Raw genomic sequence first — 26,418 nt, forward strand, 5'->3', positions numbered from 1 at the left:
ACGGCAAATCCCGAGATGCAGCAGGAAAGAAGGGCGCCCGTGCGGACGCCCTCCAATAGTAAACCCTTGGGTCTAGGCTTCCCAACCCATGTTTTGGTAATGGATTTCGAACTGCGGATGCATATCGTCACCAATCAAGCCCGGAACAGAGTGACGGAAGAGCGAGCGCCAGAACGGCTGAAGCGTAACGCCTTCGTCCTGCATGATGCGTTCGAGCTTTTCCATGATAACGCGGCGCTTGTCCGCATCGGCAATCGCGAGGCTCTCTTCGAGGAGGGCGTCAAACTCTGCGTTGGCAAAACCTGTTTCGTTCCATGCAACGCCACCCTTGTATGCCAGCACCAGAACCTGAACGCCAAGCGGGCGCTGGTTCCATTCGGTAGAGCTGAACGGGAATTTTGCCCAATCGTTCCAGTATGTTGCGCCCGGAAGGATGGTGCGCTTTACCTTCATACCCGCATCACGAAGCTGTGCGGCGATTGCGTCTGATGTGTCTTTGTTAAAGCCATCGTCAATCGAGATGATTTCATGTTCAAAGTCGGCCATGCCTTCTTCTTGCATGATGGCAAGCGCGCCTTCGGGATCATATTCCTGCTTGGGAAGTTTGGCATATTCAGGGTGAATGGGACAAACGTGATGGTTCTCGGCCACTTCGCCGAGGTTGTTATATCCTAACTCAAGGACAACCGAGTTATCGACGGCCATCGCCAATGCGCGGCGCACGCTGGCCTTGGCGTAGGGCACCATGCCATCCACTTCGGCAACCTGGTTCGGGCGCGTCACAAGTGTGGCCGCTGTTACAGCAGACGATTTCTCAAGTCCTAGGTCGTCGAGGATATCGATGTACTCACCAGTTGTCTGATAGTTGGTATCGACCTCTTCGGATTCAAAGGCGGCAACCCAAGACGCGGGATCGGTGCCATAGTCGATGAACTCAATCCGGTCCAGATAGGCGCCGTTGCCCTCGTTCCACCATTTGTGGTTCTCGTTCCGAACCAACACACAGCGCTCGCCAACCGCGAAACTCTCGGGCAGGTAGGGGCCGGTGCCGATGGGATTGTCGAACGGATTCCCGTGATTAAGCGATTCATGCACGATCGCCGCAGGGTAGTCCGCCATGCTCGGGATGAGCGTAATATCCGGACGCTTCAAATGCAGAAGCACGGTGTGATCGTCGGTTACTTCAACGGCACCTTCGGCAATCTTGTTGGTGTCAGGATCTTGAAGAACCTCAAAGCGGGTCGCCATTGAGTTGCCCTCAACCGTCCCGTCGCACCAGTCTTCGATGTTGCGCGCAACATCCGCGGCGGTGAAGGCGTCGCCATTGTTCCACGTCACGCCTTGGCGGAGGTTTAGAACGTATTCTGTTGCGTCTTCATTCACTTCCCAGCTCTCAAGAAGCACAGGCTCAAATGTGCCTTCTGCGGTGTACTTCACCAGATACTCAAGGAACCCGCGCGTTACGTTTCCAAGCTCTGACCAATCATAGAGGCGCGGCTCTTTCATGGCGCGTACATCTTGTTGAATGCGAAGTGTTCCGCCCATTTTGGGGGTCGCTTGCGCCTTGGCAGGGGTGGCACCGATGAACGAAAGGGCCGCAGCACCTGTCATCCCGAGAGCGGTCGCACGTCCCAAAAACTCTCGTCGGTCCATCGTGCCGGATTTGTATTCGTCGGCGTATTGTAGCGCTGCTGAATGAAGCGGTTTGCCGTTGATCGTGTTGGTCATCTTTGGTCTCTCCCATGCGAACCGAGCGTTTGTTGGCGTTCGATTGTAGTTGTTTTTATTCATTTTTCCTTACCGAGCCTCCCTATACAGGCATGTTAGCCCACGAGGGTCAACGGCACATCAAGGCATTTCGCGGTCTAAATGCGACATTTTTCTATTCTAAAAACGACACGTTGCGACAAATAAAGAAACGGCGCCCGAAGAACGAGCGCCGCAAGTTAAGGATGAAATTTTGTTATTTTTCTAGTTTTGCTTACGGAATGTAGAGGGCGTACAGCCGATATGGTGCTGGAATGCGCGCGTAAAATACGCAGCAGAGCGAAAGCCCAGATCCTCAGCGACTTTCTGGATCGGCTCGTCTGTTTCCACAAGGCGGCGGCGTGCCTCAAACAAGAGCCGGTCGTTCAGAAGCATAAGCGCAGGGCGGCCACAGGCCTTGTTGCATACGCGCGTCAGGTGCGTTGGCGTTACGCCCAGCGCCTTGGCGTATTCAGCAACAGACATGCCGTCGGTATAGTGTTGCTCAACCATCTCGGCAAATTTCATCGCAAGGCGCTGGCCCGCTGATGGCGCGGTATCTTCAAGCGCGTGGAGGAGCGTCTGGCGTTGTAGCCAAACCGAGAGTAAGCCCGTGTGGTGGTGGATTGCGGCGCCACGCTCTGGGCGGTCACCTTCGATCTCGCGCTGCATATTCTCAAGTATGCTCGTCACCTCGGATTGCGGACCAGAGTCGCGGATGCGCAGGTGCATCGGTTCTTTGGGAAGGTTGACGGAAACGGACTTCGGAATAAACAGCGCGGTTCCAAATACCATATTCGAAACTTCAAAGCCGTGCATTGTACCCGCCGGAATAAAGATCGCGTTATGCGCTCCATAACCAGATGTAACGCCCGCAACGGTGATGCGGCCTTGGCCACGCGTAAACCAAAGCAGCACATCTGAGGAATAACTCCGCATTGCTTCGACACGCCAGCGGCCACCTTTGGCAAGACGGGGGATTTGTATCAGGCGAACTTCGGCAGGTGGAGATTTCGGAACAGCTTGAAGCGTTGGAGGTGCGCTCTTGGTGCGGCGAAGTGGTGTTGCCGATGGCATCGTCACATATGCTGACAAAGAGTTCGGTGTCGACTGAAGAGGCGTTTCTTGCGTCATGTCACGTCCATTTTGTTGCCGCAGGCAGCGGGCATTCACATTCTAGACGCGGACTGCTCCTCGCCATGAGATACACTTTATCAGAGGGGCGGAGGGCCATACCGGGCTAGGGGAGCCGCTTCGCCAAAAAATGACAGTGTTTGTTTTTTGTAGTTTTGGGGCATTTTTCGTCGGAACCAAAGGGAAAAATGTCCGAAATTGAATGAAATCGAATCGTTATCCACAGGCGTTGCGCGAATGCATCAAACTAGTGAGGGGTGTGCTCAATCCAGTTGCGCATTTTGCTTCGGAACCATGTTCGCTGCCGTTTGGCATATTGGCGGCTCGCGATGATGGCACCCTCAATTGCGTCCTCAAGCGAGCGTTCGCCGCGCAAGTGGGAAATCAATTCGGGGGCGCCAATCGCCTTGGAAGATTGATAGCACGGGTCCCAGTGCGGCAACATCGCGCGCGCTTCCTCGAGCGCTCCAAGCTCCATCATCATGTGAAAACGCCGCTCAATCCGCTCCGCCAGCCAATCGCGATCCGCCTGTACGACAATCGGATAGGTGCTACTTAGATCCAAGAGCGGCGCCGGTGTTTGGTCTTGCCAATGCGCAAGGCCTTTTCCTGTGGCTTGTAGCACTTCCCATGCGCGCTGTACCCGCATTGGGTTGAGCGCATCAACGCGGCTTTGGGTCTCTGGATCAAGCTCGGCAAACATCCCTTCATGCCCTTCGGCCAGTCGGCGAATGTCGGCTTGGGCGCGAATGTCGTCTGGTGTCGCGGGAATCTCCGCTAGGCCTTGGGTCAGCGCTTGGAAGTAGAGGCCCGTGCCGCCTACGATTACGGGCCGCGCGCCTTCAAGCTGTGGCTCTATGTCGCGCAGCCAGTGACCGACCGAGTACGCCTGATTAAATGGCACGTGTCCGTAGAGCGTATGCGGCGCGGCGGCCAAGTCTTCGGCAGGGGGGCGCGCAGTCAGAATATTCCAGCCATCATAGACCTGTAGCGCATCAGCATTGACGATTTTGCCGCCCTGACGCGCCACAATTTCGAGTGCCAACGCAGATTTCCCAGAGGCCGTAGGCCCCGCAATCAGCACGGGTTGGTCGGGTGCAATATCTTTTATCTCAAGCACGACGCGACGCTCCTGTTGGTCTCTGCGTAAAAAATCTGGGCCAGTGTCGGCCTGCGTACCGTTTAGCCGTTGAAACTGGGTCCGTTTTGAGACATTTTGCCCCCTAACGCAAACAGTGATCATATTTGGTAAAAGGGGATTTCGGCATGAGTGGTTCTGGCGAGGAAGATCGCACTGGAAACAATCCGGCATTTAAGCGGGTTATGCTGAAAATTTCAGGCGAGGCTCTGATGGGAGATCAGGGGTTTGGCCTTCATCCCCCAACCGTTGAGCGTATCGCGCGCGAAGTAAAAATCGTCCACGATATGGGTGTCGAGATTTGCATGGTCATCGGTGGCGGCAACATTTTCCGCGGACTGCAAGGCAGCGCGCAGGGAATGGAGCGTACGACTGCTGACTATATGGGGATGCTTGCGACCGTTATGAACGCGCTTGCGATGCAGAGCGCACTTGAGGGGCAGGGCATCCACACGCGTGTGATCTCGGCTATTCCGATGGATCAGGTCTGCGAGCCGTATATTCGCCGTCGTGCCGTGCGCCACCTTGAGAAAAAGCGTGTTTGTATCTTTGCTGCGGGAACGGGTAACCCCTATTTCACAACGGATACCGCCGCCACACTCCGTGCGAACGAGATGTCCTGTCAGGCGATCCTAAAGGGAACCAAGGTTGACGGTGTCTATGACAAAGACCCTGCAAAACACGACGATGCCGTTCGCTATGAAGACGTAAGCTATGACGATGTCCTGCAAAAACGCCTCGGCGTGATGGATGCCAGCGCGATCGCCTTGGCGCGGGACAATAACTTGCCGATTATCGTATTCTCGCTTGATGAACCGGGCGGCTTTAAAGGTATTCTGGCTGGCGAAGGCACCTATACACAGGTGCACGGCTAACCCTGCCGTGTTTCTGCCGAAATAGGCGGTGGATGGCTGTTGGCTATACATCTGTGCAGCCATACGATATGAGTTTCTAAAAAAGCACGACCTCAGAGAGAAGAGCAAAAAATGTCTGAAGAATTCGAAATTGACCTCGATGACCTGAAACGCCGCATGGATGGTGCAATCAGCGCGCTGCGGACGGAATTTGCATCGCTTCGCACGGGGCGTGCATCCGCGAGCATGCTTGAGCCGGTCATGGTTGAGGCCTATGGGCAAAAAACCCCCATCAATCAGGTCGGTACTGTAAACGTGCCCGAGCCACGCATGGTGACGATCAATGTTTGGGATAAGGCGCTTGTCGGTCCTGTCGAGAAGGCAATCCGCGAAAGTGGCTTGGGCATCAACCCACAGCTTAACGGCACGATCATCATGCTTCCGATCCCCGAACTCAACGAGGAGCGCCGCAAGGACCTTACACGCGTTGCTGCACAATATGCCGAGCACGCGCGCGTATCGGTTCGCAATGTGCGCCGTGACGGAATGGATCAGCTCAAGAAAGCCAAATCAGACGGCATGAGCGAAGACGATCACAAGATCTGGAGTGACGAAGTTCAGGATTTGACCAATAGCTTTATTGGGCAAGTTGACGACGCTCTGGAGAATAAACAAGCTGAGATCATGCAGGTTTAGGCTTGCGAGAAGGAAAGGCGCCCGTTGGCCCATATTAGCGAAACCAGTGGTCCGCACCACGTTGCGATCATTATGGATGGCAATGGTCGATGGGCGCAAAAACGCGGACGTCCACGTTTGTTTGGGCATCACGCGGGCGCAAAGCGTGTGCGCGAGATCGTAGAGGCCTGTCCTGACTTCGGTGTTAAGTACCTGACGATTTTCGCTTTCTCGACCGAGAACTGGAAGCGCACCCAGAGCGAAGTCGCGGGCCTTATGAGTTTGTTTCGCCGCTATATCCAACGCGAGGCGCAAGCGCTTCTTAAGCGTGGTGTTCGCGTGCGCTTCATTGGTGATCGCTTGCGGCTTGATCCTAAGTTACAGAAACTAATGGATGATTTGGAAACGCTCACCGCCGAGAATGATCATGTCCACCTAACAATCGCGCTAAATTATGGTGGCCGCGACGAGGTAGCGCGCGCAACCAAACGCATGGCTCGCGAGGTCGCGGCAGGGAAGCTTGACCCAGAGTCCGTCGATGTCGAAACACTTGCGCAATTCTTGGACACCCGCGTTCTCCCTGATCCCGATCTGGTTATCCGTACGTCGGGAGAGGCGCGCATCTCCAATTTCCTTCTGTGGCAGTCGGCCTATTCCGAATATGAATTTACTGAGGTTCTCTGGCCAGATTTCACAAACGAAGTCTTTGGCGAGATACTATCCCGTTTCGGAGCTCGCGAGCGACGTTTCGGTGCGGTGACCTCATGAGTATTGCGTCGAAATGGTCTGATCTATTGCCGCGCACCTTGTCGGCAATTGTCATGGCAACCGTAGGAATCACGGCGACGTATTATGGCGGTGTTGCCTTTTCAGTTCTGATCCTAGTGTGCTTGGCCGCGATGTTGTGGGAACTCCTGCGCATGGCGCGGCCTGCAATTCGTGAGGGAAGGGACTGGGGCATTTTCTTTGCCTATAGCCTCGCGATCACTGTCGCTTCCTGTGCATTTATCTACCTGCGCAATCGACCTGATGGTGTCTGGGCGATCTTCGTTCTGTTTGTGATTGTGATCTTGTCGGATATTTTCGGGTATTTCGCAGGCAAAGCAATTGGTGGACCAAAGTTCTGGCCCCGCATTAGCCCCAAGAAAACATGGGCTGGCACAATCGCGGGCTGGGTTGCGGCGGGGATCTTTGGCGTGATTGCGTCGACGATGGATATCACCAAGGATATCGTACTCGTAAGCGCATCCCCTGTGCTGACCGTGATTGGTTTTGTCCTCTTGGCATTTGCAGCGCAGCTTGGCGATATTGTCGAGAGTGCGTTGAAGAGGCGCTACAGTATTAAAGACAGCTCCAACCTCATTCCGGGCCATGGCGGCGTTCTGGACCGCTTTGACGGCATGGTGGGCGTTGGAGCCGTGGCGGGGCTGTTCATTGTGATTTCATCGTATTTTGGCGGCTAGAGATGCGGCGCGTTTCTGTTTTCGGAGCTACGGGTTCTATTGGTCAGTCGACGATTGACCTGCTCAAACGTGCGCCCGAACGTTATGATGTTGTTGCTCTTACGGGGGGGCGGAATGTTGCCCAACTCGCACGGGATGCGATTGATCTAAAAGCGGAAATTGCCGTTACAGGATTTGAGGAGGCGCTTCCTGATCTACGCGCAGTTCTGGCTGGAACTGGCATTGAGGTCGCGGCAGGCGATCAGGCGTTGCTTGAGGCGGCGGATCGTCCAACCGACTGGTGCATGAGCGCTATTGTCGGAGCGGCGGGGCTTGCGCCGGGTTTGCGTGCACTGCGGAACGGTGGGGTTCTGGCGCTTGCGAACAAAGAGAGCCTTGTCACCGCAGGTCCGTTGCTTATGGCAGAGGCGCGAAAATATGGCGCAACAATCCTACCTGTCGACAGCGAGCATTCCGCAGTTTTTCAAGCTCTGGTTGGCGAAGATATCCAAGCGGTCGAGCGTGTGATTATCACCGCTAGCGGCGGTGCCCTGCGTGATTGGCCGCTAGAAAAGCTCGCGACAGCAACGGTGGCTCAGGCCAGCGCGCATCCGAATTGGGACATGGGCCAAAGGATCACAATTGACTCGGCGTCTATGTTTAACAAGGCGATGGAGATAATTGAAACAAAAGAGTTTTTCGGAATTTCGCCTGACAAGATCGAAACACTTGTGCATCCACAAAGTCTGGTGCACGCGTTGGTTGGATTTGTGGATGGAGGCTTGATGGCGCACGTGGGGCCGCCGGATATGCGTCACGCAATCGGTTATGCCTTGAATTGGCCCAATCGTGCCGAGCTTCCTGTGGAGCGCCTTGATCTCGCAAAAATTGGAAGGCTTGAATTTCAGGATCCTGATCCCGTGCGCTGGCCTGCTTTACCGCTAGCGGGCGAGGTTATGCGGCGCGGTGGGGCCTCGGGGGCGATGTTCAATGCCGCCAAGGAATACGCGCTCGATCTGTTTATTGCGGGCGAGATCGGCTTTCAGGATATGGCGCAATTGGTTACGAAGGTTCTTGAGCGTCACTGGGCGAAATCCGCCGAGGGTCATAAAGATGCTGTGATCCCCCTTGATGATGTGTTCAAAGCGGACCAACTTGCACGCAGATGGGCACGAGAAGCGGTGCCGCTGCTGCGCAAATAATGAAGCACAAGTAAGGACATATCTTGGATTTTTCGACTATTTTCTCTTCTTTGGGTGGTGGTGTGTTCACCCTGCTGGCGTTTGTTGTCGTTATCTCGGTGATCGTCGCGATTCACGAATATGGGCACTATATCGTAGGGCGCTGGTCGGGGATTCATGCAGATGTGTTTTCGCTTGGCTTTGGCAAGGTTCTGTTCAGTCGCGTGGATAGCCGCGGCACGAAATGGCAAATCGCCGCGCTTCCTTTTGGTGGTTACGTCAAGTTCCGTGGCGACGCGAATGCGGCCAGCGGCAAAGATGGCGAGGCGATGCAGGGCCTCTCCGACGAAGAATTACGCCACACGATGCACGGCGCACCACTTTGGGCGCGCGTGGCAACCGTTGCGGCGGGGCCGATTTTCAACTTTGCGCTATCAATCCTGATTTTCGCAGGTTTGGCGATGACTGTCGGTGTCGAGAAAACGCCGTTGACTGTCGCAGAAGTTATTGAATTACCAGGAGGAACGGGCGATCTGCGTGCAGGTGATATTCTTCGGTCGGTTGAGGGGATGTCGCTCGAGAGTGGCGATGACCTTCCTGATACGTTCGAAGCACTCAAGACCAACGCATCACTTCTGAACTATGAAATCACGCGCGATGGCGTGGACATGACCGTACTTGGGCCACAACTTCAGCCAGCTTTGGTCAGCGCCGTATCGCCCGATAGCGCGGCACACGAGGCGGGATTGAAGGAGGGGGATGTGATCCTCTCTGTTGACGGCACGCCGATCTCATACTTTGGCCAACTTATCCCAATTGTCGAAGCGACGCAGGGCGCCCCAATGGACCTCTTGGTGTGGCGTAACGGGCAAGAGCTTCCCTTTGTTCTTCAGGCAAAGCGCACTGACTTGCCGCTTGCCGATGGTGGATTTGAAACACGTTGGCTGATCGGGATTAGCAGTCGTTATGCCTTTACGCCCGCAAATGAAACGACCGGCCCCTTTGAGGCGCTAAAGCTAGGGGTTACGGCCACAGAGCGCGTGATTACGCAATCGCTCTCGGGCATGTATCATATGATCGTCGGCAAAATTTCGACTTGTAACATCTCGGGGCCGATCGGGATTGCGAAGGTGAGTGGTCAGGCTGCGCAGGGCGGGATCGACAATTTCATCAGCTTCATCGCGATTATTTCAACTGCGATCGGTTTGATGAACCTGTTCCCGATTCCTGTGTTGGATGGTGGGCACCTTGTTTTCTATGCCTATGAGGCCGTTACAGGTAAGCCGCCAAGTGATGCGTGGATGCGCGGGCTGATGACTGTTGGCCTCGGACTTGTGCTTTCGCTTATGTCGCTTGGAATATTCACCGATCTATTCTGTTAGTCGTGGCCGCCCCATTTGTGACACATTTTTTGCCTACCTATTGGGTGAAGGCAAAGAACGAGGTGCATCATGCGGACATTAACGAACGGATACAGAGGTTTTGCCCTGTTGCTGGGGCTTAATTATGATCGTCTTTTGGCATTCGGTGCTTTGACCGTAGCATTGATGACGGGCGCATTTATTGCCAACGCTCTGGCGCTTTGACGCAAAAGGCGTGGCGAAAAAGGTAAAATAGGGCCTTTTCGTGTCATAGATCACACGTCAATAAAAAAGTTTTCGCGAAGCGTCCTACGGGGCGCTTTGTTATTTTTGACATAACGTCAGATTGCCGATAGTCATTTTACAACAATAATTAATACGGATGAGGGTCCATGAGCAATTTCACCGCCGGTGCTCCGGGAAGCATTGCGACGTTTGGAAGGGCAGTACGCCAATTCCTAGCTGTTTTTCTTCTTATTTTGACAACGGCGTTAATTGCGACGCCTCAAGCTGCGAAGGCGCAGGACTATCGATTTAAGTCCGTCAATATTGACGGAAACGTCCGCGTCGATTCCGCGACCATCATTAATTACTTGGGTATTCAAAGCGGACAGAGCCTCAGCGGGGGCGAGCTTAACGCAGCCTACCAAAATCTGATCGGCTCTGGTTTGTTCGAATCCGCCGAGATCACACCACGCGGCAACGTGCTGGACGTTCGTGTTGTTGAGTATCCCACCGTGAACCGAATTGCGATTGAGGGGAATAAACGCCTCAAGGATGACGCGCTTTTCACCGTTGTGCGTTCACAGCCGCGTCTGGTGTATAATCCGACGTTGGCGGAGCAAGACGCCGCAGCGCTGGTTGAGGCCTATGAAGTCGGTGGTCGTTTGGCGGCAACCGTGACCCCAAAAATCATTCGTCGCTCGGACAACCGTGTTGATCTGGTTTTCGAAGTAACAGAAGGCAAAGTTGTTGATGTTGAGCGCCTTAGGTTCGTTGGCAACCGCGCATTTAGCGACCGTCGCTTGCGTAGTGTGCTTGAAACTAAACAAGCTGGGCTGTTCCGTACATTCGTAAAATCCGACACATTTGTTGCTGATCGGATCGAGTTTGATAAGCAAAGCCTGACCGATTTCTATACCGCGCGCGGATTTGTGGACTTTCAGACTGTTTCGGTCGCAAGTGAATTGGCGCGTGAACGGGATGGCGTTTTCCTCACGTTCCGCATTCAAGAGGGGCAGCAGTTCAGCTTTGGCCGCTTTGCCGTTACCTCGGAGATTCCAAATCTAAATCCTGCTCCGTATCAAAGGCTGATCAAAATCAGATCGGGCAGATCGTTTAACCCAGCATACATTGATGCGGCGATCACCCGTATGGAGAATAAGGCCCTTAAGGACGGGTTGGACTTTGTTCGTGTTGAGCCGCGGGTTATCCGCAATGCGCGCGAGCGCACGATTGATGTGAACTTTGTGCTCGTACGTGGTCCACGTGTTTTTGTTGAGCGGATTGATATCGAGGGTAACACAACCACGTTGGATCGCGTCGTGCGCCAACAGTTCCGCTCGGTTGAAGGTGATCCATTTAACCCGCGTGAAATCAGCCACTCTGCAGATCGCATTCGTGCGCTCGGTTACTTTGAGGATGTGCAGGTTGAAACGCGCGAAGGCAGCAGCCCCGACCGTGTGATCGTTGACGTGGACGTTGAAGAAACAACGACTGGTGCGCTAACGCTTGGTCTTGCCTATAGCACCAACGACGGTCCCGGCATTAACTTGGGCTATACCCAGACTAACCTTCTTGGTCGTGGTCAAACACTGAGCTTTAACATCAATACGGTTGCAGAAGAACAGTCCTATGTCTTTGGCTTTACCGAACCGTTCCTCTTTGGGCGTGACTTAAAGTTTGACGCAGACATCGGCCACCGCACGACAACAAACTCGACCCAACAATATAAGACCGTGCGCGATACCTTCTCGCCGTCTATCGAGTTCCCACTCAGCGAACGCGGCCGCCTTGGCTTGCGTTACCGTATCTTGAATACCAAGCTCTCTGAAACCAGCCCTGACAGTTCGCGCTTGGTCACCAAGGATGAAGGCGAGCGTCTGGATAACAGCTTCGGATACTTCTACTCCTTTGACTCGCGCAGAAGTAAGATTGACGAGGACATCAGCTATGTTGTGCGATTCACGCAGAACTTCGGTTTCAACGATACCGATCCGTTCATGCGCGCAACCGGATTTATGGGCGCGCAGGCCTCGATATTTGACGATCTCGTACAGGTCCGTGCGATTGTTGAGGGTGGTGCCGTTAAGGTTTATAATGACGGTGAAACCAAGATCACCGACCGCTTTGCCCAGAACACTCGCATCATGCGCGGCTTCGAAAACTTTGGTGTCGGTCCGCGTGATCTGAACGCACCAAATCAGGACTCGCTTGGCGGTAACTTCTTTGCGGTGCTGCGTCTTGAGGCTGATTTCCCGATTGGCCTTCCTGAGGAATACGGGATCTCGGGCGGCTTGTTCCTGGATACGGGTTCTTATTGGGGGCTGGATGATACTGCGGGCGGTCCGACAGGGGCGGCATGTCCCGTTGCGGATTGTACCGTGGATGATGATTTCTACTTGCGCTCGGTTATTGGTTTTGCGCTCTATTGGGACACACCGCTTGGACCGCTGCGCTTTAACTTTACCAAGGCGCTCAAGAAGAAAGATTATGATGTTGAAGAACCCTTTGAGCTTACAATCTCGACCAAGTTCTAAAATGTCGAACGGATCAATTACACGCGCCGCAGGATTAGCGGCGCGTGTTACGCTTTTATGTGTGGCGGGGGCTGCATGGGCCCAAGAAGAGCCCGCGACAATTACCCAACCTGCTCCAATGTCTACTCCCGCACCTGAGGCCACCGAAGCGATTCAAAGTTTCGTGGTGCTGGACCCCGAGAGGCTGTACCTTGAGTCACAATTCGGCAAACGGGTGCAGGCTGACCTGAACAACCTTGCCAGAGAAATCCAAGAAGAAAACGGAAAGCTGACCCGCGATCTTGAGGCCGAGGAGCTCGCGCTCTTGGATCAGCGTGCGTTGCTCACCCCCGATGAATTTCGAGAAATTGCGGATGCCTTTGATGAAAAAGTGCAATCGATCCGCGATGCCCAAGACCGCAAGGGGCAGGAGTTAAATGCAATGGCCGCGCGTGGGCGGCAGTCCTTTAACGAGGCGAGCCTGCCGGTCCTGCAAACCATTCTAAAGGAACGCAACGCCTTGGGAATATTGGATTCCCGCGTGATTTTCCTTCCTGCGGCAGAGATCGATATTACGGATGACGCCATTGAGCGCGTAGATCAAGTTTTGGGCGACGGCACGCCTTAACTATTGCCCTAACGTCCTGAGACTATTGAACGCCGGCGCGTGTCTTGGTACTCAGGTGCTTAAAAATAACGTGCAGCGACAGGAGCACTCATGGAATCCAAACACATGACAGAAGCCGATCTTGATATCATTCAGCGGATCATCCCGCATCGGTACCCTTTCCTGTTGGTTGATAAAGTTATCGATGTTGATCCGGGCAAGAGCGCCGTGGGCATCAAGAACGTCACAATGAACGAGCCTCACTTCCAAGGGCACTTCCCTGGCGCACCGATCATGCCAGGGGTTATGATCATTGAGGCGATGGCGCAATCAGCGGCGGTGATGGTTGGGCTTTGGCTTGAGATGGTCGATAAGCCGTTGCTCGTGTATTTTATGTCCGTAGACAACGGAAAATTCCGCCAAAAAGTTGTGCCGGGTGATGTGCTCGAGTTGCACGTAACAGTCACCAAGGCACGCGGTATGATCTGGAAATTCCACGGTGATGCGATTGTGAACGGCAATATCGTTGCTGAAGCTGATTTCACCGCGATGATCGACCTTCAGGGCGAGGGCTAACCCTTGAGTATCGACCCCAGCGCGCAGGTCCATCCGTCTGCTGTTGTAGAGGATGGCGCGGTAATCGGTGCGGATTGTGTGATTGGTCCGTTTTCGATTGTCGGCCCAGAGGTCACGCTTGCCAGAGGTGTGGTTCTCAAGAGCCATGTCGTTGTGACGGGCAAAACCGAAGTCGGCGAAGAGACTGAAATCTTCCCTGGTGCGTGCATTGGCGAGATCCCTCAGGATTTGAAGTTCGACGGCGAGAAAACCCGCCTGATCGTTGGCGCGCGCAACCGCATCCGTGAGGGTGTCACCATGAATACCGGCACCAAAGGTGGCGGCGGTATTACGCGGGTTGGGGACGATTGCCTGTTTATGACGGGTGCGCATGTGGGGCACGACACGACCGTCGGCAATCGCGTGATCCTTGCCAATCAAGCCGCTCTCGCGGGACATTGTCATGTCGAGGATGATGTTATTATCGGCGGATTGTCGGGGATCCATCAGTTCGTACGACTTGGACGCGGCGCTATCATCGGGGCTGTGACGATGGTCACGAGCGATGTGATACCCTATGGCCTTGTTCAGGGGCCACGAGGTGAGTTGGACGGCTTGAACCTTGTGGGGCTTAAGCGTCGGGGGGTCGCAAGGTCAGATATTTCCGCGCTTCGGGCCGCTTTACAAATGCTGCGCCAAGGCGAAGGACAGTTCCAAGAGCGTGCGGTTCGCATGGCCGAGGAAAGCGATAGCGCTTACGTTGAAGAGATTACGAAATTCATTCTAGGTGAAAGCGATCGCGGCTTTCTGATACCGCGCTGATGGAGGCTTCCTCAAATCGGTTGGCTGTGATCTCGGGACGAGGCGAGTTGCCATTGATCGTTGCCGAGCGTGAACCTGACAGCTTTGTCGTATGTTTCTATGGCGTCGAAACCGATGCCAAGCCGGATTACAATGCTCGGTTTGAAAAGCTGGGCGGTTTCTTCAAGGAATTGCGCAAGCAGGGCGTCAAACGGGTGTGCTTTGCGGGCGGTCTTATGCGCCCTGCGCTTAATCCGTTGCGTTTTGATGCAACAATGATGCGCTTGGCTCCACGTCTTTTGTCGGCAATGAAGGGTGGCGATGATGCGATCCTGCGCATTATCGTTGAGATATTCGAGGCCGAAGGGTTCGAGGTGGTCGGTCCGCATGAAATCTGCCCCGAAATACTTGCGACCGAAGGTGTGATGGCGGGGGCTGAGCCTAAGGATCAAACTCTACGCGATATCGAGCGTGCGAATGCGATCCTGACGGCACTGTCGCCAGTCGATGTGGGGCAGGGCTGTGTGGTGGCGAATGGGCTTTGCTATGGAATTGAAACCATTCAGGGCACCGACGAAATGCTGCGTTTCATCGCACAGAACTCGCTGTCTCGTCAGGGTATACTAATGAAACGCTCCAAAGTTGGACAGGAATTGCGCGTTGATATGCCCGCGATTGGGCCGGATACGCTTCACCTTGTGCATAGTGCGGGCCTCGCGGGGATCGTTGTCGAGGCGGGCCATGTCATGATTGTCGAGAAAGAGCAGACACTTGCGCTGGCCAAGGAGCTTGGGCTGTTTATCTTTGGCGAGGGTCGCTGATGCGGGTCTTTGTGATCGCGGGCGAGACATCGGGAGATAAGCTAGGGGCCGCATTGATGGCGGGCCTGAAAACGTTGGTCCCAGATGTAGAGTTTCGCGGAGTTGCAGGGCCGTTGATGCAAGCCGAGGGTATGGGCTCGCTTTTTGAGATGTCCGAGCTCTCGATCATGGGAATCGTCGAGGTTCTGCCAAAATATTTCCACCTAAAGCGCCGTATCCGAGAAACAGCCGAGGCCGCCATCGCGTGGAATGCGGATGTTGTTATTGGCATTGATAGCCCAGATTTTTGCCTGCGCGTCGCCAAGATCGTTAAGGAACAGTCGAACATCCCGACGGTCCACTATGTCGCCCCAAGCGTTTGGGCGTGGCGAGAAGGCCGTGCCGCGAAGATGGCCAAGGTTATCGACCATGTGCTTGCGTTATTGCCGTTTGAACCTCCGTTGATGCAAGCGGCTGGGATGACTTGCGATTTTGTCGGCCATCCAGTGGTCGCAGAGCCAGAAGCAACGGCTGCCGATATCGCCGAATTTCGTGCAGAGTATGGCTTATCGGATCAGACTCCCTTGGTGCTCGCCTTACCTGGTTCAAGACGGGGCGAAGTTTCGCGACTGGGCGGTGTATTCGGCGAGACTTTGGCCAAGGTCACAGCAGAAATTCCGAACGCGCGTGTTGTCTTGCCCGTGGCGCCGAATGTGCGTGGGATGATACGCGAAATCGTAGATAGCTGGGATATTTCGCCGCCTGTCATTCTATTGGAAACCGACGCGAGCGATTCTGCTCAAGCGAAAAAACGCGCGGCATTTGCGGCGGCGGACCTTGCGCTGGCGGCGTCCGGAACGGTTTCTCTTGAGTTGGCGCGCGCCCGTACGCCAATGGTGATCGCGTATGATATGAACTGGCTCAGCCGCATGTTAATCGCAAGAATGCTCAAGATTGACACGGTTACGCTGGTGAACCTTGTGAGTGAGCGCCGCGATATCCCTGAGTTCTTGGGGAAAAACTGCCTCTCTAAGAATATTGCCCCTGCGATGCTGGATGTCTGGAATGACCCGACGAAGCAAATTCAGGCCATGGAGTTAACCATGGCCCGTTTGGGAGAAGCGGAAGAATATCCCGGATTGCGCGCCGCAAAATCTGTGCTAGCGGCGCTCAAGTCACCACGCGCTTAGTTGCCGCGCCAAATCCAACCGCCACCAAAGATGCGGCTGCTGTCACTGTCATAAAACACGCAAGCTTGCCCCGGAGAAACGCCTTCTTCGGGTGATAATAGCTCGACCGTAGCTTCTGTTTCCGAAATAGGGCGCAAAATCGCCTCGCGAGGTGGACGTGTTGAGCGCACCTTGACCGATAGATGCCATTCCTTCTGACTCATCAGGGGGGCATCGTTCAGCCAGTTGATCTCACGAATTGGAATGATGCGCGTCGATAGCGCCGATTTAGGCCCAACCACGACGTGCTTTTTCTCGGGATCAAGCTTCACGACATAAATCGGCTCGCTGAGGCCACCAATGCCGAGACCGCGGCGTTGCCCAACGGTGTAATGAATAACGCCCTTGTGTGAGCCCACAACATTGCCGTCCATATCGACGATATCACCAGGATCGGCAGCTTCGGGGCGCAATTTCTCGATCACGCTCGCATAGTTGCCGTTGGGCACAAAACAGATGTCTTGGCTGTCCGGTTTATCCGCAACGACTAGCCCGTACTTCGCCGCAAGTTTGCGGGTTTCGTCTTTACTGGGCAAATGGCCAAGCGGAAAACGGAGGTATTCGAGCTGTTCTTCGGTGGTCGAAAACAGGAAATAGCTTTGATCGCGGTTTGAATCCGTCGCCGAATGCAACTCGGGGCCGTTGTCACCCATCTTGCGCTGGATGTAATGACCCGTCGCCATACAGTCCGCGTCAAGATCCTTGGCTGTTTCCAATAGGTCCTTAAACTTCACGCGCTCATTACAGCGAATACAGGGAACGGGCGTTGCACCTGCAAGATAAGCATCAGCAAATTCGTCGATCACCGCGTCTTGGAATATGTTCTCATAATCGAGCACATAATGCGGAAAACCCATTTCTTCGGCCACACGTCGCGCATCATGAATATCGACACCCGCACAACATGCGCCCTTCTTGGCGAGCGCTGCGCCGTGATCGTAAAGCTGAAGCGTCACGCCAACCACATCATAGCCTTCTTCAGCGAGCATCGCCGCGACGACAGAACTATCCACGCCACCAGACATCGCCACCACAACGCGCGTTTCAGCGGGTGGTTTGGCAAAGCCGAGCGAATTGAGCGGCGGGTTGGTATCCAGTGGCATCTTCATAATCCTTAACGAGGTCCTGCAGAATATAAGAAAATGCTAACTACTAACAAGGGGGCGTTTTACAATCCCTTAAGGCTGTTTGGCCAAATTGCCCTCATGAACTATGAGGGGAATGTTATGTTTTTGAAGAAAGTAGAGGGACCACGGGCGGTTACACTACCTGATGGCACTGTTTTGACGCGCGCAGACTTGCCGCCAGCGGACACAAAGCGCTGGGTCGCGAGTCGCAAAGCGGCTGTCGTAAGGGGGGTCGCCTACGGACTGATTCCCCAAAAGGAAGCGCTTGAGCGATATGGAATCAGCGAAGAAGAGTTTGAATCATGGTGCGCAGCGGTCGAAAAGCACGGCGAACAGGCCTTAAAATCCACAGCATTGCAAAAATATCGTCAACTTTGAGTTGTGTGGGCAATCGTTTTTGAACTGGTAACCAGTGATTAACCAATTATGGTCAGTGTCGGGGCTAGAAGGGTAACTAGCGGAGAAATATAAGAATGCGTGTCCTCTTAGTCGAAGACGATCCAACTACATCCAAGAGCATTGAAATGATGCTCTCTCATGCGAATCTTAATGTCTACTGCACGGACTTGGGGGAAGAGGGGATAGATCTGGCAAAGCTTTATGATTACGATCTAATTTTGCTTGATCTAAATCTTCCGGACATGAACGGGCACGAGGTTTTGCGGCAGTTGCGGCTGGCGCGGGTTGATACTCCAATCCTGATTCTATCGGGCGAAGATGACACAGAAAACAAGATTAAGGGCTTTGGTTTCGGGGCAGATGATTACATGACCAAACCCTTCCATCGCGAAGAATTGGTCGCCAGAATTCACGCGATTATCCGCCGTTCCAAGGGACATTCGCAATCCGTCATCAATACGGGCAAAATCTCAGTCAACCTTGACGCGAAAACTGTCAGCGTGCTGGGCAAGACGGTTCATCTCACTGGGAAAGAGTATCAAATGCTTGAGCTCCTCTCGCTGCGCAAGGGCACGACCCTTACAAAAGAGATGTTCTTGAACCATCTCTATGGCGGTATGGACGAACCTGAACTCAAGATTATTGATGTGTTTATCTGTAAACTTCGCAAGAAATTGACGGATGCCACGAACGGAGAGAACAATATCGAAACCGTTTGGGGCCGTGGCTATGTCTTGCGTGATCCACAAGTCTCTGGAATGAACGAGCCCTTGGCCGTTGGCGCATAGGGTAATTTAGGCTCGCAAATATTCGAGAAAAACGGGCCGGATTCTTTCTCCACTCTGGACCTCTCATGCTGCGGCGCATAGCTTATCGCCAAGACATGAGAGGACGGAATGGATCAGAAATCCCCTAGCGAAATGACAGAAAACGAAGCACGCGCCGAACTCGAACGGCTTGCGAAGATTCTGTTGCAGGCCAATCAGGACTACCACGGCGACGACGCGCCCACCATTTCTGACGCCGAGTATGATGCGTTCAAGAAGCGAAACGCTGAAATCGAGAAACTTTTTCCGACTCTTGTACGCGAAGATAGCCCGAGCGAGCAAATCGGTGCGCCTGCAAGTTCCGGATTTGGCAAGATCTCCCATGCGGTTCGCATGCTATCCTTGGGAAATGCGTTTGATGACAATGACGTAGAAGAATTCGACACCCGCGTTCGCAAGTTCCTTGGAATAAATTCGGGGGATGTCATTGAATACACCGCCGAGCCTAAAATTGACGGTCTTTCTCTGTCTTTGCGGTATGAAAGCGGTCAACTGGTCTATGCTGCAACGCGTGGCGATGGCGAGGTTGGAGAAAATGTAACCGAAAATGCGCGTACGATTGATGACATCCCCGTAATGCTAACGAATGCGCCCGATGTGCTCGAAGTTCGCGGCGAAGTCTACATGAGCCACCACGATTTCTTGGCTTTGAATGAACGTCAGAAAGTGCGCGGTGAGAAAGCCTTTGCCAACCCTCGCAACGCAGCGGCAGGATCACTGCGCCAGCTTGACGCGCAGATCACAAAATCTCGCCCGCTGAAGTTTTTTGCATACGCGTGGGGGGAAATCTCAGCTCCGTTGGGGGCAACGCAGTTTGACTCAATTAAGGCACTAAAAGCGCTCGGGTTTTCTACCAATCCCTTAACCATGGTGTGTAGTTCTCCCGAGGAACTCATCAGCCATTATCGCAAAATAGAGCAATCTCGGGCGACATTGGGTTATGATATTGATGGTGTGGTCTACAAAGTAAACGATCTTGGTCTGCAAAAACGTCTTGGTTTTCGCAGCACTACGCCGAGATGGGCGATTGCCCATAAATTCCCCGCTGAGCTAGCTTGGACACGCCTTGAGAGGATCGAAATTCAGATCGGTCGCACCGGTGCGCTGTCTCCCGTGGCGCGACTTGATCCCGTTACCGTCGGCGGCGTCGTGGTGAGTAATGCAACACTGCACAACGAGGACTATATCCAAGGTCGCGGTAGCAAAGGCGAGGTTATTCGAGACGGCAAAGATATTCGTGAGGGCGATTGGGTTCAGGTCTATCGTGCTGGTGACGTCATCCCCAAAATCGCGGATGTTGATATGAGTAAACGCCCTTCGAACTCTGTGCCGTATGAGTTTCCAAGCAAGTGCAACATTTGCGGCTCACCCGCTGTTCGCGAAGAAGGGGATGCTGTTCGCCGCTGTACAGGTGGGATTATTTGTTCGGCACAAGCGATTGAAAAGCTGAAGCATTTTGTGTCCAGAAGTGCCTTTGATATTGAGGGTCTTGGCGCCAAGCAAGTTGAGCAGTTCTATAACGATGGCTGGATAAAAACGCCCGCCGACATCTTTACACTCCGAGAGCGTTTTGGGCAGGGTCTCCAACAACTTAAGAACCGCGATGGTTGGGGCGAAAAATCTGCGACAAACCTCTTTGATGCCATTGACGCCAAACGCGAAATCCCACTGGGGAAGCTCATATTTTCGCTGGGAATTCGGCACGTGGGGGACAGTTCTGGTGCTTTGCTCGCCAATCACTTTCAGTCGTGGGAGAACTTTGAGCGGGCACTTGTTAACACGACAATCGGAAGTGGCGAGGCATGGGACGATCTTTTGTCGATTGATGGAGTCGGGGCCGTGATGGCGTCGTCGCTCGTGAATGCGTTTCAGAACGAAAAAGAGCGTGAAGCGATTGACGCCCTGATCACGCATTTGGCGCCCATCGACGCTGTTCGAAAAAACACAGAAGGCAGCCCCGTCGCTGGAAAAACCGTTGTGTTTACCGGAACGCTTGAGAAAATGAGCCGCGCTGAAGCTAAAGCCCGCGCAGAGGAACTCGGCGCAAAGGTGTCCGGCAGCGTATCCAAGAAAACCGACATTTTGGTTGCAGGACCAGGTGCAGGATCAAAGGCAACAAAGGCTGCGGAGTTGAACGTGATGGTCATTGACGAGGCCGCGTGGCTTGACATGATCGAGGGTCTATGAGCTCGCGGCCCGAAGCCCTTTTCCCGCTGTTTTCGGACCTTAAGTCTCTCGACGGGATCGGTCCGAAGACGGCCGAGAACCTTGCGCGGATGGATGTCGAGAAGCCGCGTGATCTATTGTTTTTATTGCCTTTTTCTGGAATTGATCGACGTCTTGTTTCGACGGTTCGTGGTGTTGATGCTCCGATCGTGGTGACTGTAGAAGTTGAAATCCAAAGCCATCAACCCGCGCGCTCGCGTGGGCGGCCATATCGGGTTTTCGTTCGCGATGCGGAGGCTGAGCTTCAGCTGGTTTTCTTCCATGCGCGCTCTGATTACTTAGAGAAACAGCTGCCCGTGGGTGAGCGCCGGATCGTGTCCGGAAAGCTTGAGGTGTTCGACGGTGTCGCGCAAATTGTGCATCCCGACCATATGGTCACAGTTGAAAATGCCGCGACGATTCCGGAATTTGAACCAGTCTATCCACTGACCCAAGGTGTGACGCAAAAGATGATCGCACGGGGTGTCGCGGATGCCCTTACCCGATTGCCGGTTGCAGCGGAATGGATTGATCCGTCGTTGATTAAGGAACGAAAGTGGAGCGATTGGGCGCAAGCGTTAACGACGGCGCATTCGCCCAAGAGCGCGAGAGATCTGGCCGCCGAAGCACCGGCGCGACAGCGATTGGCGTATGACGAGTTGTTCGCGCATCAGTTAACACTCGCCTTGGCGCGTCAGGCATCGCGAAAATCTGCGGGCATTGTTTCAAAAAGCGCGGGAAATCTCTTTGCTAAGGTGTTGCAAACGCTTCCATTTAAGCCAACGAATGCTCAGTTGCGTGCAATTGCCGAAATCAGCGAGGACATGGCGGCGCCAACGCGTATGAATCGCTTGCTACAGGGCGACGTGGGTGCTGGTAAAACGCTGGTCGCGATGGCGGTTCTGTTGAATGCTGTCGAGGCTGGCGGGCAGGGCGTAATGATGGCTCCGACCGAAATTCTGGCGCGGCAACATTTCGAGGGGCTGCGCCCATATGTCGAAACGGCGGGCGTTGTTATCGAAGTGCTGACGGGACGGGACAAAGGGCAAGAGAGAAAACGAAAGCTCGAGGCGCTTTCAAAAGGGGACATTCATATCCTTGTTGGGACACATGCGGTGTTTCAGGATGATGTTGTATTTCAGGATTTACGGGTTGCGATTGTTGATGAACAGCATCGGTTTGGCGTGGAGCAGCGCGCAAAACTAGGGGCTAAGGGACGTCGCGCCGATGTTCTCGTGATGACAGCAACGCCGATCCCGCGCAGCCTCGCCCTGTCGCAATATGGCGATCTGGATGTTTCGATCCTTGATGAAAAACCCGCGGGTCGACAGCCGATTACGACGGCAATGGTATCCACCGGGCGATTGGATGAAGTGGTAAACAGCCTACGCAAGGCCGTGGCCGAAGGAAAACAGGCCTATTGGGTGTGCCCATTGGTTGAGGAAAGCGAGGTCGTGGATATGACTGCCGCCGAAGACCGCTTCAAGGCTCTGCGTGCGGTATTGGGAGAGGACGTCGTTGCGCTCGTTCATGGCCAGATGCCGCCTGCCGAGAAAGATAAAGCTATGGCGCAGTTTATCGCGGGCGAGCGATCAGTTCTGGTGGCCACAACGGTTATCGAGGTCGGAGTGGACGTTCCGAACGCGACCATCATGGTGATTGAACGCGCCGAAAGTTTCGGCCTAGCGCAGCTGCACCAATTGCGGGGGCGTGTCGGGCGCGGTTCTGCTAAATCTACTTGTTTGTTGTTGTATCAACCGCCGCTAAGCGAAACTGGTAAGCGTCGTTTGGAAATCATGCGGGAAACAGAGGATGGGTTCCGCATAGCGCAAGAAGATCTGGAAATCCGAGGGGCAGGGGATGTGATCGGTACGGCGCAGTCTGGCTTGCCACGCTTTGCAATTGCGGATCTGGAACGTGACAGCGCATTGATGGCCATTGCTCAACGGGACGCACGGGCACTTTTGACGCGCGATCCGGACCTGACAGGAGAACGCGGCCGCGCCGCGCGGATGCTTTTGTGGTTAATGGAGCAAGATAAAGCAATTCGTTTGATTTCAGTGGGTTAGGGCGTTCTGGCGCCTTGGTAGAACATTTTGTTCGCAAATGTTCTTAAAAAGTTCTTTACTTTTTGTTTAGGAAATGAGAACAAAGGGTCAACACGCAACAAAGTGGAGACCGAAATGTTTAGAGATCTTAAGAAAGTGATTGAGCGTTCATCTGGAACTTTGTTGCAGGATGCCGCGAGCTTCTCGGCCGTTGTCATCATTCTGGTTGGGGCTTTGTCGCTACCAACATTTGTTTAACCCTCAGGATTTGCCCTCCTGAACCCGCCCAAAGACTCGAGACTGCGCATCTTGTCCCCAATTGTGATGCGCACGACTATGATACTGCCTGTTCATATTTTCTGTGAGTGCCTCTTTCAGAAACGCTTCGAATCTTGTTGGGTCACTCGCCGCTGCCTCTTGCGAAGGGGGCAGCGGCTTTTTATGCGCAGTTCTGCGCTTCTATCTTTTCAAGCGCTTCGAGGGTCGCTTCGAGGGACAGCATAATAGACGCATGGCGGTTTTTATAATCGCGCGCTGGCAATAGAACCTCGAATTCCGAGAAACGTCCCGTCGGCGCCGGTCCACCATTCTTGAGCATATCGAGCAGCGCATCACGCGTTAATTTAATGTCCGAGATTGATGCCCCGATTATATTTTCCGCGAGGATAGAGGCCGCCGCCTGTCCAAGTGCGCAGGCCTTAACGTCTTGACCGTATTCGGAAATCACGCTGTCTTGAACCTTGAGATCAACAGTGACAGTCGAGCCGCAAAGCGGTGCGCGCTTTTTGGCGCTCGCATCCGGGTTCTCAAGACGCTCGGTGTGGCCGATATTCGCAGCAAGCGCCAGAATCCGTGCTGAATATAGCTTTATGAGGTCGGTTTCGGGCATTCGCGGTCCTTTGGTGTTTATGTTTGGTCACCTTTCCCCTAGATAAGCGCTGTATTCCGTGAAACACAAGGTGTGGCCATGAAATTTGATCCTGCAACGCTCGTCTACAATCAAGATGGCCTGATTCCCGCGATCGCGCAGGACGAGGACGGCGCGGTTCTGATGATGGCATGGATGAACATCGAGGCTGTGAAACGGACGCTAGAGACCCGCCGCGTAACATATTGGAGCCGTTCCCGTCAGAAGTTCTGGATCAAGGGCGAGACAAGCGGCCACGTACAAAAGTTAATCGACATGCGTGTTGATTGCGATTCTGACTGCCTTCTCCTTGTGATTGAGCAGGAAGGGCCCGCGTGCCATACAAATCGCCGTTCTTGTTTTTATACTTCTGTGATCGACGGTGAAACTACCGAGCTGATGAAGCCAATCGCCTAAAGCCCGACCATTCTGCGAATATCCTCTGGGGATTTCCCGTCGGCGCGATATTTCGCGATAGCGCGGGCGTCATCACGTTTGGCGAGACGCTTTCCAGCTTCGTCGCGGATGAGCTTGTGATGATGGTAGGTCGGTGTCGGCAGTCCCAGAAGGCGTTGAAGGACCACATGAATTTTCGTGGCCTGAAACAGATCCTGCCCACGCACGACGTGCGTAATTCCTTGGGCAGCATCGTCCAGAACCACAGAGAGATGATAGCTGGTGCCCATGCCTTTACGGGCAAGAACGATATCGCCAACGCCCGAGATGAGATCTTCAGCGGTAAAGAAAATCTCTCCGGTTTCGCCGTTTGGACCGCTTCCTGTTTCCATAAAGCTAAAACCGGTACCTTGGTTGGACTTTTCGGCGAGCCGTGCGACGGAGGTCATAAGCAACCGCAAAGTTTGATCGTTTGGTCGCGGCTTTTCTCCATAATGCGCCTTAAGCAGGTCGGCACAGGTGCCAGGATAGATCAGCCCGTCGGGGCCGAACGCTGGCGCACCTTCCTGTGGCGCGCTCATTGCCGCTTGGATATCGCGGCGCGAACAGTGGCAAGGATAGAGCCGCTCATCCCGCCAAAGAGCATCCAGCGTGTCTTGGTATCGCGACATTTGTTCCGATTGAAGGACAACCGGACGCGGCCACCAAAGCCCGAGCCAGTCGAGATCCTCATAGATTTGCGCTTCCCAATGGGGACGCGCGCGGGACTGATCTATGTCCTCAATCCGCAGTAAAAACTCGCCGCCATTTTGCATTGCCATATCATAGGCCAACATCGCCGAATAGGCATGCCCAAGGTGCAGCGGCCCAGTCGGCGATGGCGCAAAGCGTGTGATCATGCCTGCGGAGCAAGCCATTCCGTCCACGCGGATTTAGCGCGATCGGTATAAGCTTTGTAGCGTTCCTTGCGTCCGCGGCGGCCATGCTTCAGGCCGTCAACAGGACGGAAAAGTCCGAAGTTCACGTTCATTGGCTGGAAGGTCTTCGCCTCGGCGCCACCCGTGATGTGGTGCACAAGGGCGCCCATCGCGGTATCCTGTGGTAGTTCATTCAACGGTTTTCCAAGGATCTCGGCCGCAGCAAAACGACCAGCGAGAAGGCCCATCGCGGCGCTTTCAACATAGCCTTCGACGCCTGTGATTTGCCCTGCAAAACGTATGTTCGGCTGGGACTTCAGGCGCATTTGGGCGTCTAGAAGCGTTGGCGAATTGATAAACGTATTGCGATGGATACCGCCAAGGCGCGCAAAACTTGCGTCTTCCAATCCGGGGATCATCTTGAGAACCTCGGTCTGCGCGCCATACTTCATCTTAGTTTGGAAGCCGACGATATTTAGCAATGTTCCCAATGCGTTATCTCGACGAAGTTGCACCACAGCGTAGGGTTTATTCTCGGGATCATGGGCGTTGGTAAGGCCGACGGGCTTCATCGGCCCGAACCGAAGCGTATCGCGGCCACGTTCGGCCATGACTTCGATGGGGAGGCAGCCGTCGAAATAACCTGCTGTCTCACCTTCGTGAAATTCGGTTTTCTCAGCTGCCAAAAGTGCGTCGATAAAGGCATCATATTGCGCCTTGGTCATAGGGCAGTTGAGGTAGGCTTTGCGCTCTTCTTCCGTGTCGCCCTTGTCATAACGGCTCTGAAGCCAAGCGACGCCCATGTTAATGCTGTCGGCGTAAACGATCGGCGCGATTGCATCGAAAAAGGCGAGGGCATCGGCGCCTGTTTCTGCCTGAATTGCCTTGCCCAAACCCTCAGATGTCAGAGGTCCGGTTGCGATGATCCATTGTCCGTCACGCGGCAGCTCAGTGATCTCGCCGTACTCAACACTGATGTTCGGATGTGCGAGCAATGTATCTGTGACCGTTTGTGCAAACGGGTCACGATCTACTGCGAGGGCACCGCCAGCAGGGAGTTTGTGCTTGTCCGCCGTGGCCATAATGATGCCATTCGCGGCGCGCATTTCCCAATGCAGCAAGCCAACGGCGTTCTGTTCATCGTCATCCGAGCGGAAGGAGTTGGAACAGACCATTTCCGCCAGATTTCCGGTTCTATGGGCAAATGTTTCGACCTGCGGGCGCATTTCGTGAAGCACGACCTCAACACCGAGGTTCGCGGCCTGCCATGCGGCCTCTGATCCGGCCATGCCGCCGCCGATAATATGGAGTTTCTCTGTCATGTTGGCGAT

At 54.1% G+C, this 26,418-nt stretch carries 26 protein-coding genes; 19 read left to right on the top strand and 7 right to left on the bottom strand.

Translation table 11 applies throughout. The features are described from left to right. Window positions 1-72 precede the first annotated feature (72 nt). From ACFE33_RS08185 to miaA, 3 genes are all read right to left on the bottom strand, one after another. The gene (locus ACFE33_RS08185) at window positions 73-1,728 is read right to left on the bottom strand and encodes an ABC transporter substrate-binding protein (protein WP_380052145.1); all 1,656 of its coding nucleotides are present in this window, start codon (window positions 1,726-1,728) and stop codon (window positions 73-75) included. Between the two features lie 243 nt (window positions 1,729-1,971). After that, window positions 1,972-2,880, bottom strand: a complete 909-nt coding sequence (locus ACFE33_RS08190) for an AraC family transcriptional regulator (RefSeq protein ID WP_380052148.1) — start codon at window positions 2,878-2,880, stop codon at window positions 1,972-1,974. Window positions 2,881-3,127: 247 nt separating this feature from the next. Continuing rightward, window positions 3,128-4,000, bottom strand: a complete 873-nt coding sequence (miaA, locus tag ACFE33_RS08195) for a tRNA (adenosine(37)-N6)-dimethylallyltransferase MiaA (RefSeq protein ID WP_380052151.1) — start codon at window positions 3,998-4,000, stop codon at window positions 3,128-3,130. A gap of 146 nt (window positions 4,001-4,146) precedes the next feature. Here miaA and pyrH point away from each other — a divergent pair, with 146 nt between their 5' ends. From pyrH to lpxB, 13 genes are all read left to right on the top strand, one after another. Further along, entirely contained in the window at window positions 4,147-4,893 is a 747-nt protein-coding gene (pyrH, locus tag ACFE33_RS08200) for a UMP kinase (RefSeq protein WP_380052154.1), read from the top strand. A 111-nt stretch (window positions 4,894-5,004) separates the two neighbouring features. Further along, window positions 5,005-5,568, top strand: coding sequence for a ribosome recycling factor (gene frr / locus ACFE33_RS08205; protein ID WP_380052157.1), 564 nt, complete (start codon window positions 5,005-5,007; stop codon window positions 5,566-5,568). Window positions 5,569-5,592: 24 nt separating this feature from the next. Further along, window positions 5,593-6,315 carry a polyprenyl diphosphate synthase gene (gene uppS, locus ACFE33_RS08210; protein ID WP_380052160.1) on the top strand — a complete coding sequence of 241 codons (723 nt, stop codon included), beginning with the start codon at window positions 5,593-5,595 and terminating at the stop codon, window positions 6,313-6,315. Further along, entirely contained in the window at window positions 6,312-7,010 is a 699-nt protein-coding gene (locus ACFE33_RS08215; RefSeq protein WP_380052163.1) for a phosphatidate cytidylyltransferase, read from the top strand. Before uppS ends, ACFE33_RS08215 begins: the two co-directional genes overlap by 4 nt. Before the next feature lie 2 nt (window positions 7,011-7,012). Further along, entirely contained in the window at window positions 7,013-8,191 is a 1,179-nt protein-coding gene (gene dxr, locus ACFE33_RS08220) for a 1-deoxy-D-xylulose-5-phosphate reductoisomerase (RefSeq protein ID WP_380052166.1), read from the top strand. Between the two features lie 23 nt (window positions 8,192-8,214). Beyond that, window positions 8,215-9,552 carry an RIP metalloprotease RseP gene (gene rseP / locus ACFE33_RS08225; protein WP_380052169.1) on the top strand — a complete coding sequence of 446 codons (1,338 nt, stop codon included), beginning with the start codon at window positions 8,215-8,217 and terminating at the stop codon, window positions 9,550-9,552. 69 nt (window positions 9,553-9,621) lie between these two features. Continuing rightward, window positions 9,622-9,756, top strand: coding sequence for a hypothetical protein (locus tag ACFE33_RS08230; RefSeq protein WP_380052172.1), 135 nt, complete (start codon window positions 9,622-9,624; stop codon window positions 9,754-9,756). A gap of 167 nt (window positions 9,757-9,923) precedes the next feature. Beyond that, window positions 9,924-12,290, top strand: a complete 2,367-nt coding sequence (bamA, locus tag ACFE33_RS08235; RefSeq protein WP_380052175.1) for an outer membrane protein assembly factor BamA — start codon at window positions 9,924-9,926, stop codon at window positions 12,288-12,290. Between the two features lies 1 nt (window position 12,291). Beyond that, complete coding sequence (locus ACFE33_RS08240) at window positions 12,292-12,897, top strand: OmpH family outer membrane protein (RefSeq protein WP_380052178.1); 606 nt, start codon at window positions 12,292-12,294, stop codon at window positions 12,895-12,897. A 90-nt stretch (window positions 12,898-12,987) separates the two neighbouring features. Continuing rightward, the gene (gene fabZ / locus ACFE33_RS08245; protein ID WP_380052181.1) at window positions 12,988-13,452 is read left to right on the top strand and encodes a 3-hydroxyacyl-ACP dehydratase FabZ; all 465 of its coding nucleotides are present in this window, start codon (window positions 12,988-12,990) and stop codon (window positions 13,450-13,452) included. Window positions 13,453-13,455: 3 nt separating this feature from the next. Continuing rightward, window positions 13,456-14,253 (top strand): acyl-ACP--UDP-N-acetylglucosamine O-acyltransferase, encoded by a 798-nt coding sequence (lpxA, locus tag ACFE33_RS08250; RefSeq protein WP_380052183.1) that lies wholly within the window; start codon window positions 13,456-13,458, stop codon window positions 14,251-14,253. After that, window positions 14,253-15,053: an LpxI family protein gene (locus ACFE33_RS08255; RefSeq protein ID WP_380052184.1), complete on the top strand. Its 801-nt coding sequence runs from the start codon at window positions 14,253-14,255 to the stop codon at window positions 15,051-15,053. The genes lpxA and ACFE33_RS08255 overlap by 1 nt, the downstream gene beginning before the upstream one ends. Further along, window positions 15,053-16,222 (top strand): lipid-A-disaccharide synthase, encoded by a 1,170-nt coding sequence (gene lpxB / locus ACFE33_RS08260; protein WP_380052187.1) that lies wholly within the window; start codon window positions 15,053-15,055, stop codon window positions 16,220-16,222. Before ACFE33_RS08255 ends, lpxB begins: the two co-directional genes overlap by 1 nt. Here the strand turns inward: lpxB and mnmA are convergent. Then, the gene (gene mnmA / locus ACFE33_RS08265; RefSeq protein ID WP_380052190.1) at window positions 16,219-17,364 is read right to left on the bottom strand and encodes a tRNA 2-thiouridine(34) synthase MnmA; all 1,146 of its coding nucleotides are present in this window, start codon (window positions 17,362-17,364) and stop codon (window positions 16,219-16,221) included. The genes lpxB and mnmA overlap by 4 nt on opposite strands. 123 nt (window positions 17,365-17,487) lie before the next feature. Here mnmA and ACFE33_RS08270 point away from each other — a divergent pair, with 123 nt between their 5' ends. From ACFE33_RS08270 to ACFE33_RS08290, 5 genes are all read left to right on the top strand, one after another. Beyond that, window positions 17,488-17,766, top strand: coding sequence for a DUF1153 domain-containing protein (locus ACFE33_RS08270; protein WP_380052193.1), 279 nt, complete (start codon window positions 17,488-17,490; stop codon window positions 17,764-17,766). Between the two features lie 95 nt (window positions 17,767-17,861). Beyond that, on the top strand, window positions 17,862-18,575 hold the full coding sequence (gene ctrA / locus ACFE33_RS08275; protein WP_380052196.1) for a response regulator transcription factor CtrA: 714 nt from the start codon (window positions 17,862-17,864) through the stop codon (window positions 18,573-18,575). A gap of 108 nt (window positions 18,576-18,683) precedes the next feature. Next, a complete protein-coding gene (gene ligA, locus ACFE33_RS08280) occupies window positions 18,684-20,801 on the top strand; it encodes an NAD-dependent DNA ligase LigA (protein ID WP_380052199.1) in 2,118 nt (705 codons plus the stop codon). Beyond that, window positions 20,798-22,888: an ATP-dependent DNA helicase RecG gene (gene recG / locus ACFE33_RS08285; RefSeq protein ID WP_380052202.1), complete on the top strand. Its 2,091-nt coding sequence runs from the start codon at window positions 20,798-20,800 to the stop codon at window positions 22,886-22,888. The genes ligA and recG overlap by 4 nt, the downstream gene beginning before the upstream one ends. A 114-nt stretch (window positions 22,889-23,002) precedes the next feature. Next, window positions 23,003-23,125 (top strand): hypothetical protein, encoded by a 123-nt coding sequence (locus ACFE33_RS08290; RefSeq protein WP_380052205.1) that lies wholly within the window; start codon window positions 23,003-23,005, stop codon window positions 23,123-23,125. A gap of 181 nt (window positions 23,126-23,306) precedes the next feature. On the opposite strand, the gene ACFE33_RS08295 is transcribed toward ACFE33_RS08290, so the two are convergent. Next, on the bottom strand, window positions 23,307-23,756 hold the full coding sequence (locus ACFE33_RS08295; protein WP_380052208.1) for an iron-sulfur cluster assembly scaffold protein: 450 nt from the start codon (window positions 23,754-23,756) through the stop codon (window positions 23,307-23,309). 78 nt (window positions 23,757-23,834) lie between these two features. Between ACFE33_RS08295 and hisI the strand changes: the two genes are divergently transcribed. Continuing rightward, window positions 23,835-24,191 carry a phosphoribosyl-AMP cyclohydrolase gene (hisI, locus tag ACFE33_RS08300; RefSeq protein ID WP_380052211.1) on the top strand — a complete coding sequence of 119 codons (357 nt, stop codon included), beginning with the start codon at window positions 23,835-23,837 and terminating at the stop codon, window positions 24,189-24,191. On the opposite strand, the gene gluQRS is transcribed toward hisI, so the two are convergent. Both gluQRS and trmFO read right to left on the bottom strand, forming a co-directional pair. Next, the gene (gene gluQRS / locus ACFE33_RS08305; protein WP_380058687.1) at window positions 24,188-25,069 is read right to left on the bottom strand and encodes a tRNA glutamyl-Q(34) synthetase GluQRS; all 882 of its coding nucleotides are present in this window, start codon (window positions 25,067-25,069) and stop codon (window positions 24,188-24,190) included. The two genes, hisI and gluQRS, sit on opposite strands and share 4 nt — an antisense overlap. Continuing rightward, window positions 25,066-26,409 (bottom strand): methylenetetrahydrofolate--tRNA-(uracil(54)-C(5))-methyltransferase (FADH(2)-oxidizing) TrmFO, encoded by a 1,344-nt coding sequence (gene trmFO, locus ACFE33_RS08310; protein WP_380052214.1) that lies wholly within the window; start codon window positions 26,407-26,409, stop codon window positions 25,066-25,068. Before trmFO ends, gluQRS begins: the two co-directional genes overlap by 4 nt. Between the last annotated feature and the right edge of the window lie 9 nt (window positions 26,410-26,418).

It is taken from the genome of Falsihalocynthiibacter sp. SS001 (genome assembly GCF_042445055.1).
Classification (GTDB): domain Bacteria; phylum Pseudomonadota; class Alphaproteobacteria; order Rhodobacterales; family Rhodobacteraceae; genus Falsihalocynthiibacter.

What these genes read in the sequence shown, in the direction of transcription:
- pyrH (WP_380052154.1), top strand. Translation starts at nt 4,147, where the DNA reads ATGAGTGGTTCTGGCGAGGAAGATCGCACTGGAAACAATCCGGCATTT.
- ctrA (WP_380052196.1), top strand. Translation starts at nt 17,862, where the DNA reads ATGCGTGTCCTCTTAGTCGAAGACGATCCAACTACATCCAAGAGCATT.
- ACFE33_RS08270 (WP_380052193.1), top strand. Translation starts at nt 17,488, where the DNA reads ATGTTTTTGAAGAAAGTAGAGGGACCACGGGCGGTTACACTACCTGAT.
- ACFE33_RS08255 (WP_380052184.1), top strand. Translation starts at nt 14,253, where the DNA reads ATGGAGGCTTCCTCAAATCGGTTGGCTGTGATCTCGGGACGAGGCGAG.
- bamA (WP_380052175.1), top strand. Translation starts at nt 9,924, where the DNA reads ATGAGCAATTTCACCGCCGGTGCTCCGGGAAGCATTGCGACGTTTGGA.
- ACFE33_RS08215 (WP_380052163.1), top strand. Translation starts at nt 6,312, where the DNA reads ATGAGTATTGCGTCGAAATGGTCTGATCTATTGCCGCGCACCTTGTCG.
- ACFE33_RS08230 (WP_380052172.1), top strand. Translation starts at nt 9,622, where the DNA reads ATGCGGACATTAACGAACGGATACAGAGGTTTTGCCCTGTTGCTGGGG.
- fabZ (WP_380052181.1), top strand. Translation starts at nt 12,988, where the DNA reads ATGGAATCCAAACACATGACAGAAGCCGATCTTGATATCATTCAGCGG.
- gluQRS (WP_380058687.1), bottom strand. Translation starts at nt 25,069, where the DNA reads ATGATCACACGCTTTGCGCCATCGCCGACTGGGCCGCTGCACCTTGGG.
- ACFE33_RS08185 (WP_380052145.1), bottom strand. Translation starts at nt 1,728, where the DNA reads ATGACCAACACGATCAACGGCAAACCGCTTCATTCAGCAGCGCTACAA.
- dxr (WP_380052166.1), top strand. Translation starts at nt 7,013, where the DNA reads ATGCGGCGCGTTTCTGTTTTCGGAGCTACGGGTTCTATTGGTCAGTCG.
- trmFO (WP_380052214.1), bottom strand. Translation starts at nt 26,409, where the DNA reads ATGACAGAGAAACTCCATATTATCGGCGGCGGCATGGCCGGATCAGAG.
- hisI (WP_380052211.1), top strand. Translation starts at nt 23,835, where the DNA reads ATGAAATTTGATCCTGCAACGCTCGTCTACAATCAAGATGGCCTGATT.
- recG (WP_380052202.1), top strand. Translation starts at nt 20,798, where the DNA reads ATGAGCTCGCGGCCCGAAGCCCTTTTCCCGCTGTTTTCGGACCTTAAG.
- mnmA (WP_380052190.1), bottom strand. Translation starts at nt 17,364, where the DNA reads ATGCCACTGGATACCAACCCGCCGCTCAATTCGCTCGGCTTTGCCAAA.
- ACFE33_RS08290 (WP_380052205.1), top strand. Translation starts at nt 23,003, where the DNA reads ATGTTTAGAGATCTTAAGAAAGTGATTGAGCGTTCATCTGGAACTTTG.
- ACFE33_RS08190 (WP_380052148.1), bottom strand. Translation starts at nt 2,880, where the DNA reads ATGACGCAAGAAACGCCTCTTCAGTCGACACCGAACTCTTTGTCAGCA.
- lpxB (WP_380052187.1), top strand. Translation starts at nt 15,053, where the DNA reads ATGCGGGTCTTTGTGATCGCGGGCGAGACATCGGGAGATAAGCTAGGG.
- ACFE33_RS08295 (WP_380052208.1), bottom strand. Translation starts at nt 23,756, where the DNA reads ATGCCCGAAACCGACCTCATAAAGCTATATTCAGCACGGATTCTGGCG.
- ligA (WP_380052199.1), top strand. Translation starts at nt 18,684, where the DNA reads ATGGATCAGAAATCCCCTAGCGAAATGACAGAAAACGAAGCACGCGCC.
- frr (WP_380052157.1), top strand. Translation starts at nt 5,005, where the DNA reads ATGTCTGAAGAATTCGAAATTGACCTCGATGACCTGAAACGCCGCATG.
- ACFE33_RS08240 (WP_380052178.1), top strand. Translation starts at nt 12,292, where the DNA reads ATGTCGAACGGATCAATTACACGCGCCGCAGGATTAGCGGCGCGTGTT.